Source organism: Elioraea sp. (genome assembly GCF_051860475.1).
Lineage (GTDB): Bacteria > Pseudomonadota > Alphaproteobacteria > Acetobacterales > Acetobacteraceae > Elioraea.
Map to the genome: position 1 here is coordinate 1 of NZ_JBHYDW010000125.1, position 13358 is coordinate 13358.

Below are 13358 nucleotides of genomic sequence, written 5' to 3' on the forward strand. Positions count from 1 at the left end.
TGCGCGCATTGATGCGGGGCCGCACCACCTTCGTGATCGCGCATCGCCTTTCCACCGTGCGCGAGGCCGACACGATCCTGGTCTTCGCCGAGGGCCGGATCGCCGAACAGGGAAGCTTCAAGGCGCTGATCGCGCGGGGCGGCATCTTCGCCGAACTGGTCGCGACGCAGTTGAGCCCTGTGGCCCCCGAGATGGGGGTCCGGGGGGCCATGGGCCCCGGCGGGGGGGGGGGGGGGGGGCCCCCCCCCCCCCCTCGTCTGACAGGTTGCACCGCAGGTTGCATCGGTGGGAGAGTCACGCCAGCCGGGAACGGAGGAACCGCGATGACCGTAGCCGCGATCCTGACGACCAAGGGCCCCGAGGTGGTCAGCGCCCGCCCCGACCAGACCCTCGAGGCGGCGGCGAGACTGATGACCGAGCGCCGGATCGGGTCGGTGCTGGTGCGCGAGGGCGACGAGGTGATCGGCATCCTGTCCGAGCGCGACATCGTGCGGACGGTCGCCGCGCACGGTGCGGCGGCGCTGACCATGACCGTCGGCTCGGCGATGACGCGCGACGTCGTGTTCGGCCATCTGTCCGACACGGTGGACAAGGTGCTCGGCCTGATGACGGAGCGGCGCATCCGCCACCTGCCGGTGAAGGATGGCGAGCGCCTGATCGGCCTGGTGTCGATCGGCGACGTCGTGAAGAAGCGGATCGAGGACGTGGAGCAGGAGGCGGAGGGTCTGCGCGCCTTCGTGCACGGCGCCGGTTGATCCGTCGCAAGGCAGGGGCGCGGCGCTGCTGTAGCCTCGCGCCATGGATCTGTTCGCCGAGTGCCTGCATGGCCTGACCGCGCTTGGGGTCGGCGGCACCGCGGCGGTCGCCGCGGCGCTGTTCGTCGCCGGGCTCGCCGGCGGGGCGACCCACTGCACCGGGATGTGCGGACCGTTCGTGGTCGCGCAGGTCACGTCGGGTCTGGCGGCCCGGCCGACGCTGTCGCGGCTCTCGGCCGGGGCGCTCGCGCCCTATCATCTCGGGCGGGCGGTGACCTATGTCGGGCTCGGCGCGGCCGCCGGGCTGGTCTCCGGCGCGATCGTGCACGGTGCGGGCTTCCGCCCGGTGCTGGCCGCCCTGCTTGCGCTCGGCGCGGTGCTGATGCTGGCGCAGGCGGTGGCGCAGCTGGCCGCGCTGCTGCCCGCGGCGCCGGCCGGGCTGGCCGACCGGGTCGCGCGTGCGGCCGGACCGTTGCTCGCCGACCCGCGCGGCGGGCGGCGCTTCCTGCTCGGCCTGGTGCTCGGCTTCCTGCCCTGCGGGCTGCTCTATGGCGCGATCGCGGCCGCGGGCGCGACCGGCAGCGCGCTCGGGGGTGCGCTCGCGATGGCGGCCTTCGCGACGGGGACCGTGCCGGCCCTGTTCGGCGTCGGGCTTGCCGGCGCGTTCTTCGGCCGCCGCTTCCTGCCGGCGGCGCGCGCGATCGCCGCGCCGATGCTGGTGGTCAACGCCGCCGTGCTCGGCGTCCTGGCGCTCAGGGCCGCCTGATCACGCCACCACGTCCCTGTAGGCGTGCCAGGTCGCGTGGCCGATCAGCGGCATGGTCACGGCGAGGCCAAGGAACAGCGGGATGATGCCGAAGGCGGTGAAGGCGACGATCAGCCCCGCCCAGAGCATCATCGCCGGCCAGTTGCGCCGGACCGCGGTGAAGCTGGTGGCGACCGCGACGAACACGTTGACGTCGCGGTCGAGCAGCATCGGGATCGACACCGCCGAGATCGCGAACACCAGCGCCGCGAACACCGCGCCCACCGCCGTGCCGACCGCCCAGAACGGGATCGCGTCGGGCTGGGCGAGCCGGATCACCAGGTTGTCCCAGTTCGGGTTGAAGCCGAGGCCGAAGAACACGGCGAAGATCAGGGTCGCGATCCGGATCCAGCCGAGATGGAACAGCCCCAGAATGGCGCCCATGTAGGAAAGCTGGACGGCATTGCGCCGATAGGCGCCGAACGCGGCGCCGAGGCTCACCGGCTCGCCCGCCGCAAGTCGGCGGCTGGTCTCGTAGAGCCCGACCGCCATCAGGGGCGCCAGGAAGAAGAACCCGGCCGTCATCGGCAGCACGAGCCAGAACACGCCGACCTGCAGCAGCAGGATCAGCAGCAGATAGGTCAGCGCCACCATCAGCGCGCCGTAGGCGAGGCTGACGCCCGGTGCGGCCATGACATCGCGCCACCCCGCCGCCAGCCAGGCCCAGGGCCGATCGACCGGCACCAGCCGCACGCGCGGGCTGTCGCCGTAGAACACCGGGATCGCCTGTTCCGTCATGCGCGTTTCCCCATGCGCTCGCCGCGGCCCTGGTTGGCCGCCGAACGTCGTTTCTCGCGTGACCACGGCCGCCGAACCTTGACGCATGTCAATGTTGCGTCGCGGCACCGGCCCCACCTTGCCATCCTGCCGCGCCCGGTGCGGCAGGACGGCGCTTGGAGGCGAGGGTAGCATGGCGGAGAGCGTTGCAGCGACGGGACAGGCGCGGCCCGCGCCCGACTACGTCGAGGACGTCGTCAGGGCGTTCATCGTCGCCACCGTGTTCTGGGGCGTGGTCGGGTTCCTGATGGGCACGACGATCGCCTTCCAGCTCGCCTATCCGATCCTGAACCTCGACCTCGAATGGACCACCTTCGGCCGGCTCCGGCCCGTGCACACCTCGGCGGTGATCTTCGCCTTCGGCGGCAACGCCCTGCTTGGCACCTCGCTGCACGTGGTGCAGCGCACCTGCCGCGCGCGGCTGTTCGGGGGGGCCGAGGCCGGATGGTTCCTGTTCTGGGGCTATCAGACCTTCATCGTGCTCGCAGCACTCTCCTACGTGATGGGCTACAGCCAGAGCAAGGAATACGCCGAGCCCGAGTGGTTCATCGACCTGTTCCTGACCTTCGTCTGGGTGGTCTACCTCGTGGTGTTCATGGGCACGATCATGAAGCGCGAGGAGCCGCACATCTACGTGGCGAACTGGTTCTACCTCGCCTTCATCATCACCATCGCGATGCTGCATGTCGGCAACAACCTCACCCTGCCGATCGGCTGGGGATTCTCGAAGAGCTACCAGCTCTCCTCGGGCGTGCAGGACGCGATGATCCAGTGGTGGTACGGCCACAACGCCGTGGGCTTCTTCCTGACCGCCGGCTTCCTCGGGATGATGTACTACTTCATCCCCAAGCAGGCCGAGCGGCCGATCTACTCCTACCGGCTCTCGATCGTGCACTTCTGGTCGCTGATCTTCCTCTACATCTGGGCCGGCCCGCACCACCTGCACTACACCGCGCTGCCGGACTGGGCGCAGACGCTGGGCATGATCTTCAGCGTGATGCTGTGGATGCCGTCCTGGGGCGGCATGATCAACGGCATCATGACGCTCTCGGGTGCGTGGGACAAACTGCGCACCGATCCCGGCCTGCGCTTCTCGGTCGTCGCCGTCGCGTTCTACGGCATGAGCACCTTCGAGGGGCCGGTGATGAGCGTGAAGGCGGTGAACGCGCTCAGCCACTACACCGACTGGACCGTCGGCCACGTCCATTCCGGTGCGATGGGCTGGGTCGGGTTCATCGTGTTCGGCGCGGTCTACTACCTCGTGCCGGTGCTTTGGAGGCGGCGCGGGCTGTACAGCCTGAAGCTGGTCGAGTGGCACTTCTGGATCGCCACGCTCGGTATCGTCTTCTACATCACCGCGATGTGGGTCTCGGGCGTGATGCAGGGGCTGATGTGGCGCGCCTATGACGAACTGGGGTTCCTGCAGTACAGCTTCATCGAGACGGTCGCGGCGATGCACCCCTACTACGTGATCCGCGCGCTCGGCGGCGTGCTCTACCTCACCGGTGCGCTGATCATGGTCTACAACCTCTGGAAGACCGTGACCGCGGGCGAACCGATCCGACGGCCGGCGCCGGCCTGGCGTCCCCAGGCGGCCGAGTAGGGAGGGCGCGCGATGTTCCGGCATCACGGCGCGATCGAGCGCAACGTCACCCTGCTCGCGGTCCTGACGCTGATCACCGTCTCGATCGGCGGGCTGGTGCAGATCGTGCCACTGTTCACGATCGAGACCACGATCGAGCGGGTCGAGGGCGTGCGCCCCTACACACCGCTCGAACTCGCCGGGCGCAACATCTATCTGCGCGAGGGCTGCTACGCCTGCCACAGCCAGCAGATCCGGCCGTTCCGCGACGAGCTCGAACGCTACGGCCACTACTCGCTCGCGGCCGAGTCCATGTACGACAAGCCGTTCCAGTGGGGCTCGAAGCGCACCGGGCCCGACCTCGCGCGGGTCGGCGGCAAGTACTCGAACGAGTGGCACCTCCAGCACATGATCGATCCGCGCAGCGTGGTGCCGGAGAGCGTGATGCCGCCCTACGGGTTCCTGCTCCGCCCACTCCGGACCGACGACGTCACGAGCCATCTGCGCGCCCTCCAGCGCCTCGGCGTGCCCTATACCGACGAGATGATCGCCAATGCCGCGGCGGACCTCCGCGCCCAGGCCGATCCGGACGCCGATCATTCCGGCCTCCTCGAGCGCTACCCCAAGGCGCCGACCGGCGCGTTCGACGGCAACCCGGGCCGCGTGACCGAGATGGACGCGATCATCGCCTACATGCAGATGCTCGGCACGCTGGTCGACTTCGCCGACGTGACGCCGCAGCAGCTCACGCAGTGAGGAGGGCACGATGATGGACTGGCTCGCCGCCCACTACGCCGAGCTGCGCCAGCTCTGGTCGGTGTGGTTCCTGCTGCTGTTCGTCGGGATCGCCGCCTGGGCGTTCTGGCCACGCAACAAGGAGCGGCTGGAACGCCAGGGCCGCATTCCGCTCGACGACGACCGCTGAGAGAGGAGCACGTTCGTGCCCACCAAGATCGAGAAGGACGCGGTCACCGGCACGGAGACCACCGGCCATGAATGGGATGGCATCAAGGAGCTGAACACGCCGCTGCCGAAGTGGTGGCTCTACATCCTCTACGCGACCATCGCCTGGTCGGCGGTGTGGGCGGTGCTCTATCCCTCCTTCCCCGGGCTCTCCGGCCATTGGCGCGGCACCACGGGCTGGACGCAGCGTACCGCGATCGTCGAGCAGATGCAGGCGGCCGAGGCCGAGCGCGCGCCGATGCTGGAGCGCATCCGTGCCGCCGCGCTCGACGAGATCCGGCGTGACCCCGACCTGCTGCAGTACGCGATGGCGGGCGGGCGGGTCGCCTTCGCCGACAACTGCGCGGCCTGCCATGGCGCCGGCGGCGAAGGCCGGCCTGGCGGCTTCCCGAGTCTCGCCGACGATTCCTGGATCTGGGGCGGCACGCTCGAGGACATCCACACCACGATCCTGCACGGCATCCGCAACACCCAGGACGCGGATGCCCGCATGAGCCTGATGCCGGCCTACGGCCAGATCCTCTCGCGCCAGGAGATCGACGACGTCGCCGAGCACGTGGTCAGCCTGACGGGCCGGAGCACCGATGCCGCAAGTGCCGCGCGCGGCGCGACCATCTACGCCGATCAGTGCGTCGCCTGCCATGGCGAGAAGGGCGAGGGTGTGCGCGAGCAGGGAGGTCCGGCGCTGAACGACGCGATCTGGCTCTATGGCGGCTCCAAGCGCGAGATCGCCGCGCAGATCGCCAACCCCCGCATGGGCGTGATGCCACCCTGGCAGGGGCGGCTCGACGTGGCCACCATCCGCATGCTGACGGTCTACGTGCACACGCTCGGCGGCGGCGAGTAGCGCGAGGGGTACCATGCGCATGGACAGGCCCGCGAAGACGACGGAGGTGCCGGCGAGCCCGGCGCCGGCGTCGCTCTACGCGGACCGGGTCAAGGTCTATCCCGCCCGCGTGCACGGCCGTTTCCGCAATCTCAAGTGGGCGTTCCTGGTGGTCGCCCTCGCGATCTACTACGTGCTGCCCTGGCTGCGCTGGCACCGCCCGGGCGATGCGCCGGACCAGTTGCTGCTGATCGACCTTGCGGGCCGACGCTTCTACCTCGGTCCGCTCGAGGTCTGGCCGCAGGAGATCTACCTCGTCACCTTCCTGCTCATCTTCTCGGCAATCGCACTGTTCCTGGTGACCTCGCTGTTCGGCCGCGTCTGGTGCGGCTTCGCCTGTCCGCAGACGGTCTGGACCGATCTCTACATGTGGGTCGAGCGGCGCATCGAGGGCGACCGCAACGCGCGCATGAAGCTCGACCAGGGACCTCGCAACCGGGCGTACTGGGCGAAGAAGGCCGCCAAGCATGCGATCTGGCTGGTGATCGCCGCCGCGACGGGCGGTTCGTTCGTGCTCTACGTGCAGGATGCGCCGACCGCTTTGCGGGAGATCTTCACCGGCCAGTCCGGTGCCTGGACCTACAGCTTCGTCGGCATCCTGACCTTCACCACCTACGCGCTCGCCGGCTGGGCACGCGAGCAGGTCTGCACCTACATGTGCCCGTGGCCGCGCTTCCAGGCCGCGATGCTGGACACGCAGTCGTTGGTGGTCACCTATCGCGCCTGGCGCGGCGAACCACGCGGCAAGCACAAGCAGGGCGAGTCGTGGGAGGGGCGCGGCGACTGCGTCGACTGCCGCCAATGCGTGAATGTCTGCCCCACCGGGATCGACATCCGCGACGGGCTGCAGCTCGAATGCATCGGGTGCGGCCTCTGCATCGATGCCTGTGACGCGATCATGGACAAGGTCGGCCGGCCGCGCGGGCTGATCGCGCTCGATACGCTCGCGGACGTTGCCGCGTGCGATCGCGCGGTCGCGCAGGTCGCGCCGGGGCCGCAGCGCGTGCCGATCGCCGCGGCGGCGCACACGCCGATCAAGGTGATCCGCCCGCGCACCATGATCTATGCCGGCGTGCTGGGCCTCGTGGGCCTCATCATGCTGGCGGCGCTGGCGATCCGCGACACCACTGAACTCTCCGTGCTGCGCGACCGCGCGCCGCTGTTCGTGACGCTCGCGGACGGCTCGGTGCGCAACAGCTACACGCTGAAGATCGTCGAGAAGCAGCATGACGACCGGGCGCTCACCCTGCGCCTCGACGGCCTCGCGGGTGCGACGCTGGCCGGGCTCGCCGCCGATGAGGCGCCGGGCGAGGCGATCGCGCTGTCCGTGCGGCCAGGCTCGGTCGCCACCCACCGCGTGCATGTCTTCGCCCCCGCCGGCGCCCCGCTGCCCGAGAGCACCCCCGTCACGTTCCGCCTGCTGGAGGCGGACGGGCGCGAGGCGGCGCGGCACGGCAGCGTCTTCCTGGCGCCGAGGCGGTGAGCATGGCGAGCGCGCAGGAACGCCGCAGCGCCTGGATCCCGTGGGCCTTCGTCGGGTTCATGGCGTTCGTCGTCGCGGTGAACGGCGTGATGGTCTACTTCGCGCTCTCGACCTTCACCGGCACGACCGTCGACCGCGCCTATGAGCGCGGGCGGCTCTACAACGAGGTTCTCGCGGAGGCGGAGCGCCAAGCCGCGTTCGGCTGGCGGTTCGAACTGCGCTGGACGCCGTCGGGCGAGCCGCTCGCGGGGCGGATCGTCGTCGCCGCGACCGACCGCTCTGGCGCGCCGCTGGAGGGGCTCGCGATCGAGGGCAAGGTGGTGCGTCCACTCGGCCGGCCCGAGCCGATCCCGCTGGCTCTCGCGCAGACCGGCAGCGGCCGCTACACCGTGCCGCTGACGCTCGACGGCGCTGGCCAGTGGGAGGTGCGGCTGGCCGTGCGGCGCGGGCGCGAGGGCCCGGTCGAACTCCGCGAGCGGATCATCGTGCGATGAACGCGTTCGCCGAGGCCCGGCTCGAGACGCCGCGCGCGACCACCGCCTGCGCGCATTGCGCCGCTCCCTGTCCCGACGGTGCCCGGTTCTGCTGCGCGGGCTGCGAGGGCGCGCATGTGCTGATCAGCGGGCTCGGGCTGGAGCGGTTCTACGCCCGCCTCGAAGGCACCGCGCCGAAGCCGGAGCCAGACGCGCCGCGCCATGACCTCGCCGCACGTGCCCGCACCGAGGGCGATACGCACACGCTGGAGCTGATGGTCGGCGGCATCACCTGCGCGGCGTGCTGCTGGCTGATCGAGCAGGTGCTCGCGCGCGAGCCCGACGTCACCTGGGCGCGCGTGGCGCTGTCCACCCGGCGCCTGGCCATCCGCTGGCGTGGCGCTCCCGCGCGCGCGAACGATTTCGGCGGGCGCATCGCAGCGCTCGGGTTCACGGTCGCGCCGTTCGATCCCTCCTGCCTCGCCGCCGGCGACGCGGCGGAGGCGAAGCGGCTGCTGCGCGCCATGGGCATCGCCGCCTTCGCCTCGATGAACGTGATGCTGGTCTCGGTCGCGGTCTGGGTCGGCCACGCGACCGGCGACATGGGGCCGGCGACGCGCGACCTGATGCACTGGCTGGCCGCGCTGATCGCGCTGCCCGCCGTGGCGGTGGCGGGCATGCCGTTCTTCCGCCCGGCCTTCACGGCGCTGCGTGCCGGCCGCGCGAGTCTCGACCTGCCGATCAGCCTCGGCGTGCTCGCGACCTGCGCCATGAGCCTCTCGGAGACGATCCGCGGCGGCGACTACGCCTATTTCGACTCCGCGATCATGCTCGTCTTCCTGCTGCTGGTCGGCCGCTATCTCGACCGCCGCGCGCGCGGGCGCGCGCGCGAGGCCGCCGCCCGGCTGATGACGCTGAACCGCGCGCCCGTCGGCGTGCTGGACGGGGCGGGCGTGGCGCATCCGCGCGCGCCCGAGGAGGTGCGTCCGGGCGAGCGCGTGCTGGTCGCGCCCGGCGAGCGCATCGGTGTCGACGGCGTGGCGGTGTCAGGCCGGACCACGCTCGACGAGAGCCTGCTCACCGGCGAGACCCTGCCGCGTGCAGTGGTGCCCGATGACGCCGTGCATGCCGGCACGCTGAACCGCGATGCGGCGCTGGTGGTCGAGGCGCGCGCGTCCGGCGCGGGCACGCTGCTCGCCGCGATCGTGCGGCTGATGGAGCGCGCCGAGCAGTCGCGCTCGCGTTTCGTCGCCCTCGCCGATCGGGTGTCGCGCTGGTACACGCCCGTGGTGCACGTGCTGGCCGCCGGAACGTTCCTGCTGTGGTGGGGCCTTTTCGACGTCGCCTGGCAGCAGGCGCTGGTCTATGCGGTGGCGGTGCTGATCATCACCTGCCCCTGCGTGCTCGGCATCGCGGTACCGGCGGTGCAGGTCGCGGCCGCCGGCGGGCTGATGCGCCGCGGCGTGCTGGTCACCTCCGGCACCGCGTTCGAGCGGCTGGCGCAGGCCGATGTCGCGGTGCTGGACAAGACCGGCACGCTGACGCGCGGCCGGCCGGTGCTCCAGCCGGGCGCCTGGACTGGGGAGGATCTGCGCGACGCGGCCGAGCTCGCTGCGACCTCGCGCCATCCGCTGGCGCGCGCGCTCGCGGCGGCCGCGCCCGACGTGCCTGCGGCGGCGGACGTGGTCGAACATCCGGGCGAGGGCCTGTCCCGCGCCGCGGTGCGGCTCGGCAGTGCGGCATTCACGGGCACCGACCCGGGCGAGGGCATGGAGCTGGTTCTCGCCCGCCCTGGCGCTGCGCCGGTGCGCTTCGCCTTCGCCGACGCGCCCCGGCCGGATGCGCGCGACGCCGTCGCCACGCTCGCCGCGCAGGGGCTGGCACCCGAGCTCCTCTCCGGCGATCGCGCGCCGGCGGTTGCCGCCGCGGCCGAGGCCGCGGGGATCACGCGCTGGACCGCGACCGCCGATCCGGCAGCGAAGATCGCCCGGCTCGAGACGCTGAAGCGCGACGGGCGCCGCCCGCTGATGGTGGGCGACGGGCTGAACGACGCGCCCGCGCTCGCCGCAGCACACGTCTCGGTCGCCTACGCCTCCGGTGCCGACATCGCCCAGGCGGCAGCCGACGTGGTGGTGCAGACCGACCGCCTCGGCGCCGTGCCCGACGCGGTCGCGGTGGCGCGTCGTGCGCAGCGCCTGGTGCGCCAGAACATCGCGATCAGCCTCGGCTACAACCTCGTCGCGGTGCCGCTGGCGATCGCCGGGTTCGTCACCCCGCTGATCGCGGCGGTGGCGATGGCGGCCTCGTCGCTGACCGTGATCCTGAACGCGCTGCGGGTTGAACGGAGGCCAGGATGGACGCGCTGACGCTGCTGATCCCGCTCTCGCTCGCCCTCGGCCTCGGCGCGCTCGCCGCCTTCCTCTGGACGCTGCGCTCCGGCCAGTACGACGACCTCGATGGTGCGGCGCACAGGATCCTGTTCGAGGACGACGAGCGGCCCCCGCCGGATGAACACAAGGAGACCAGGACATGAATGCTTCGACCGTGGTGTTCGGCGCCTTCGGCGTGGTGTTCGCGCTGCTCGGCCTGTTCATGGCCGCGGCAGCCAGGGACCCCGGGTTCTATGTCTCCGGACTGATCCTGTTCGTCTCCTTCGTGCTGTTCCTGTTCAAGCTGGTCCAGCGTCATTTCGACCAGCAGGAGGCGCGCGACAAGGACTGACGGCCCCGTCCCGGGCCGCCCGATCCCGACCTTTCCCCTTGCGCGAGGCCGGCGGAGACGCTGATATCCCCGCCAACAACAGGATACGGGAGACTTCGCACCATGAGCATGAACCGCCGCGCCCTGCTGGGCTCCACCCTGTTCGGCGCCGCCGCGCTCGCCGGCCTGCCTGCCCATGCTCAGGCGACGCGCTGGCAGATGGCCACGCCCTACCCGGACGCGAACTTCCACACGGTCAACATCCGCGAGTTCGTCAAGGAGGTCGAGGAGGGCTCGGGCAACCGCGTCTCGATCACGCTGCACACCAACCAGTCGCTGCTGCGCATGCCGGAGATCAAGCGCGGCGTGCAGACCGGCCAGGCGCAGATGGGAGAGATCCTCCTCTCCGCCTACAGCAACGAGGATCCGATGTTCGCCGTGGACGGCATCCCGATGCTGGTGACGAATTTCACCCAGGCGCGCGTGCTGGCCGGGCTGCAGCGTCCGTTCGTGCAGGCGCGCCTGCAGCGCCAGGGGCTCACGCTGCTCTACATGGTGCCGTGGCCGCAATCGGGCTTCTACTCCACCGAGCGGCTGGATTCGATCGAGGGGCTGCGCGGCACCAAGTTCCGCACCTTCAACCCGGCGACCCAGCGGTTCGCGCAGCTGGTCGGCGCGACACCAACGCTGGTGCAGGCCGCCGAGGTGCCGCAGGCCTTCGCCACCGGCGTGGTGAACGCGATGGTCACTTCGGCCGCGACGGGCGTGGACAGCCAAGCCTGGGACTTCGTGAGGCACTTCACGCCGGTCGGCTTTACCCGCACCAAGAACGCGGTGTTCGTCTCGACGCGGGCGCTGAACGCGCTGCCGGCCAATGTGCAGTCGCTGATCCGCGACGCCGCCGAGCGCGCCGAGCAGCGCGGCTGGGGCATGGCGCAGGAGCAGGAGCGCACGCGGCAGGAAGAGCTCGCCCGCCGCGGCATGACCGTCACCGATCCGCCCTCGCCCCGGCTGATGGCCGATCTCGAGAAGATCAGCGAGACCATGGTGGGCGAGTGGCTCACGACCGCTGGCGAGGACGGCAAGAAGCTGATCGACGCCTATCGCGCCGCGGTCGCGCGCGCCTGAGTTCGTCCCCCGCGTGAGGGGGCTCAGGCGCGGCCTAGACGCGCTCTATCTCACCGGCGGCATCGCCGGGGCGGCGGCGATCGTCACGATCGGCCTGCTCGTGCTGGCGCAGGTGACGCTGCGCCAGCTCGGCATGATCATTCCCGGCGGCGATGACCTGACGGCGTTCAGCGTCGCCGCCTCGGCCATGCTGCCGCTGGCCTACGCGTTCCGCCACGGCGCGCATATCCGCGTCGACCTGATCATCGGCCGCACCCGCGGCGCGACGCAACGCGGCATGGAGATCGTCGCGCTCACCTGCGCCGCCGCGATGGCCGCGCTGTTCGCCTTCGCAAGCTTCGATTCGATGTCGGATTCCTGGGCGTTCGAGGAGCTCGCGCAGGGCATGCTCGCCGTGCCGATCTGGATTCCCCAGCTCGCCATGGTGGTCGGCACCGCGCTGTTCGCGCTCGCGCTGCTCGATGACCTGGTGGTGACGCTCGCCGGCGGCACGCCCTCGTACCGACAGCGTGAACCGACGACGGCGGTCGAGAAGGCGATGCAGGAGCTCTGACGCTTGAACATCGAGCTCACCGAGGCGGGGCTGCTGCTGCTCGCCGTGCTGTTCGGCTTCCTCGGCCTCGGCGTCTGGATCGGCTTCGCGCTGATGCTGACCGGGTTCGCCGGCATCGTCGTGCTGCCCATGCTGTTCCCCGCCTTCAACGAGTTCCCGGTCGAGAAGGTGCTGGGCACCTCGGTCTGGCAGGCGATGGCGTCCTGGACGCTCGCCGCGCTGCCGCTGTTCATCTGGATGGGCGAGATCCTGTTTCGCACCCGGCTGTCCGAGGACATGTTCCGCGGCCTCGCGCCATGGGTGCAGCGCCTGCCCGGGCGGCTGATGCATGTCAACGTGATCGGCTGCGGCATCTTCGCCGCGGTGTCGGGCAGTTCGGCCGCGACCTGCGCGACCATCGGCAAGATGAGCCTGCCCGCGCTCGAGGCGCGCGGCTACCACAAGCCGATGGCGATCGGCAGCCTCGCGGGCTCGGGCACGCTCGGGCTGCTCATTCCGCCCTCGATCATCATGATCGTCTACGGCGTGGCGGCCGAGGTGTCGATCGTGCGCCTGTTCATCGCCGGCGTGATCCCCGGGCTGATGCTGATCGGGCTGTTCTCGGGCTACATCGCGCTCTGGTCGCTGCTCAACCCGTCGCGCACGCCGCCGCGCGATCCGCGCACGACCTTGCGCCAGAAGCTCGATGCCTCCGCCTCGCTGCTGCCGATCATCCTGCTGATCCTGGCGGTGATCGGCTCGATCTATGGCGGTGTCGCGACCGCGAGCGAGGCCGCGGTGATGGGGGTGACGGGCGCGCTCGTGCTGTCGGCCTGGGGCGGAACGCTGACGCGCGAGAGCTTCGTCGCCAGCCTGATGGGCGCGGTCCGGCTCGCCTGCATGATCAACTTCATCCTCGCCGGCGCGGCGTTCCTGACCCAGGCGATGGCGTATTCGCGGATTCCCGTCGCGATGGCACAATGGGTCGGTTCGCAGGGCTTCCACCCCTACCTGGTGATCGGTGCGCTGACCGCGCTCTATGTCGTGCTCGGCTGCTTCATCGACGGGGTGTCGATGATCGTGCTGACGGTGTCGGTGGCGCTGCCGATCATCCAGGCGGCCGGGTTCGACCTGCTGTGGTTCGGCATCTTCATCGTGCTGGTGGTGGAGATGGCGCAGATCACCCCGCCGGTGGGGTTCAACCTGTTCGTGCTGCAGGGGCTGACCGGCGAGAACATCTTCCGTGTCGCTGCGGCGACCGCGCCGTTCTTCGT

15 protein-coding genes are annotated in these 13358 nt (G+C 70.7%); 14 read left to right on the forward strand and 1 reads right to left on the reverse strand.

Annotated elements, in window-relative coordinates:
• Positions 1-323: 323 nt before the first annotated feature.
• On the forward strand, positions 324-755 hold the full coding sequence (locus tag ACTIFU_RS18175; protein ID WP_439579736.1) for a CBS domain-containing protein: 432 nt from the start codon (positions 324-326) through the stop codon (positions 753-755).
• Positions 756-798: 43 nt separating this feature from the next.
• Positions 799-1521 carry an urease accessory protein UreH domain-containing protein gene (locus ACTIFU_RS18180; protein WP_439579737.1) on the forward strand — a complete coding sequence of 241 codons (723 nt, stop codon included), beginning with the start codon at positions 799-801 and terminating at the stop codon, positions 1519-1521.
• Here ACTIFU_RS18180 and ACTIFU_RS18185 read toward each other — a convergent pair whose 3' ends face one another.
• Positions 1522-2298 (reverse strand): DUF2189 domain-containing protein, encoded by a 777-nt coding sequence (locus ACTIFU_RS18185; RefSeq protein WP_439579738.1) that lies wholly within the window; start codon positions 2296-2298, stop codon positions 1522-1524.
• A gap of 172 nt (positions 2299-2470) precedes the next feature.
• On the opposite strand from ACTIFU_RS18185, the gene ccoN reads away from it, so the two are divergent.
• The 12 genes from ccoN to ACTIFU_RS18245 form a co-directional block, all read left to right on the forward strand.
• Entirely contained in the window at positions 2471-3940 is a 1470-nt protein-coding gene (ccoN, locus tag ACTIFU_RS18190) for a cytochrome-c oxidase, cbb3-type subunit I (protein WP_439579739.1), read from the forward strand.
• 12 nt (positions 3941-3952) lie between these two features.
• Positions 3953-4675, forward strand: a complete 723-nt coding sequence (ccoO, locus tag ACTIFU_RS18195) for a cytochrome-c oxidase, cbb3-type subunit II (RefSeq protein WP_439579740.1) — start codon at positions 3953-3955, stop codon at positions 4673-4675.
• 10 nt (positions 4676-4685) lie between these two features.
• Positions 4686-4844: a cbb3-type cytochrome oxidase subunit 3 gene (locus ACTIFU_RS18200; protein WP_439579741.1), complete on the forward strand. Its 159-nt coding sequence runs from the start codon at positions 4686-4688 to the stop codon at positions 4842-4844.
• 15 nt (positions 4845-4859) lie between these two features.
• On the forward strand, positions 4860-5729 hold the full coding sequence (gene ccoP, locus ACTIFU_RS18205) for a cytochrome-c oxidase, cbb3-type subunit III (RefSeq protein ID WP_439579742.1): 870 nt from the start codon (positions 4860-4862) through the stop codon (positions 5727-5729).
• Positions 5730-5748: 19 nt separating this feature from the next.
• On the forward strand, positions 5749-7251 hold the full coding sequence (ccoG, locus tag ACTIFU_RS18210; RefSeq protein WP_439579743.1) for a cytochrome c oxidase accessory protein CcoG: 1503 nt from the start codon (positions 5749-5751) through the stop codon (positions 7249-7251).
• Positions 7252-7253: 2 nt separating this feature from the next.
• Positions 7254-7745: a FixH family protein gene (locus ACTIFU_RS18215; protein ID WP_439579744.1), complete on the forward strand. Its 492-nt coding sequence runs from the start codon at positions 7254-7256 to the stop codon at positions 7743-7745.
• The gene (locus tag ACTIFU_RS18220; RefSeq protein WP_439579745.1) at positions 7742-10090 is read left to right on the forward strand and encodes a heavy metal translocating P-type ATPase; all 2349 of its coding nucleotides are present in this window, start codon (positions 7742-7744) and stop codon (positions 10088-10090) included. Before ACTIFU_RS18215 ends, ACTIFU_RS18220 begins: the two co-directional genes overlap by 4 nt.
• Entirely contained in the window at positions 10078-10257 is a 180-nt protein-coding gene (gene ccoS, locus ACTIFU_RS18225) for a cbb3-type cytochrome oxidase assembly protein CcoS (protein WP_439579746.1), read from the forward strand. The genes ACTIFU_RS18220 and ccoS overlap by 13 nt, the downstream gene beginning before the upstream one ends.
• Positions 10254-10445 carry a hypothetical protein gene (locus ACTIFU_RS18230; RefSeq protein ID WP_439579747.1) on the forward strand — a complete coding sequence of 64 codons (192 nt, stop codon included), beginning with the start codon at positions 10254-10256 and terminating at the stop codon, positions 10443-10445. The genes ccoS and ACTIFU_RS18230 overlap by 4 nt, the downstream gene beginning before the upstream one ends.
• A 102-nt stretch (positions 10446-10547) precedes the next feature.
• On the forward strand, positions 10548-11552 hold the full coding sequence (locus ACTIFU_RS18235; RefSeq protein WP_439579748.1) for a TRAP transporter substrate-binding protein: 1005 nt from the start codon (positions 10548-10550) through the stop codon (positions 11550-11552).
• A 13-nt stretch (positions 11553-11565) separates the two neighbouring features.
• On the forward strand, positions 11566-12105 hold the full coding sequence (locus tag ACTIFU_RS18240; RefSeq protein ID WP_439579749.1) for a TRAP transporter small permease subunit: 540 nt from the start codon (positions 11566-11568) through the stop codon (positions 12103-12105).
• Between the two features lie 3 nt (positions 12106-12108).
• The coding region (locus ACTIFU_RS18245) for a TRAP transporter large permease (RefSeq protein ID WP_439579750.1) at positions 12109-13358 on the forward strand (1250 nt) is incomplete at its 3' end.

Excerpts from the sequence above, each read along its gene's own strand:
- ACTIFU_RS18175 (WP_439579736.1), top strand. The coding sequence starts at position 324 with ATGACCGTAGCCGCGATCCTGACGACCAAGGGCCCCGAGGTGGTCAGC.
- ACTIFU_RS18180 (WP_439579737.1), top strand. The coding sequence starts at position 799 with ATGGATCTGTTCGCCGAGTGCCTGCATGGCCTGACCGCGCTTGGGGTC.
- ACTIFU_RS18185 (WP_439579738.1), bottom strand. The coding sequence starts at position 2,298 with ATGACGGAACAGGCGATCCCGGTGTTCTACGGCGACAGCCCGCGCGTG.
- ccoN (WP_439579739.1), top strand. The coding sequence starts at position 2,471 with ATGGCGGAGAGCGTTGCAGCGACGGGACAGGCGCGGCCCGCGCCCGAC.
- ccoO (WP_439579740.1), top strand. The coding sequence starts at position 3,953 with ATGTTCCGGCATCACGGCGCGATCGAGCGCAACGTCACCCTGCTCGCG.
- ACTIFU_RS18200 (WP_439579741.1), top strand. The coding sequence starts at position 4,686 with ATGATGGACTGGCTCGCCGCCCACTACGCCGAGCTGCGCCAGCTCTGG.
- ccoG (WP_439579743.1), top strand. The coding sequence starts at position 5,749 with ATGGACAGGCCCGCGAAGACGACGGAGGTGCCGGCGAGCCCGGCGCCG.
- ACTIFU_RS18215 (WP_439579744.1), top strand. The coding sequence starts at position 7,254 with ATGGCGAGCGCGCAGGAACGCCGCAGCGCCTGGATCCCGTGGGCCTTC.
- ACTIFU_RS18220 (WP_439579745.1), top strand. The coding sequence starts at position 7,742 with ATGAACGCGTTCGCCGAGGCCCGGCTCGAGACGCCGCGCGCGACCACC.
- ccoS (WP_439579746.1), top strand. The coding sequence starts at position 10,078 with ATGGACGCGCTGACGCTGCTGATCCCGCTCTCGCTCGCCCTCGGCCTC.
- ACTIFU_RS18230 (WP_439579747.1), top strand. The coding sequence starts at position 10,254 with ATGAATGCTTCGACCGTGGTGTTCGGCGCCTTCGGCGTGGTGTTCGCG.
- ACTIFU_RS18235 (WP_439579748.1), top strand. The coding sequence starts at position 10,548 with ATGAGCATGAACCGCCGCGCCCTGCTGGGCTCCACCCTGTTCGGCGCC.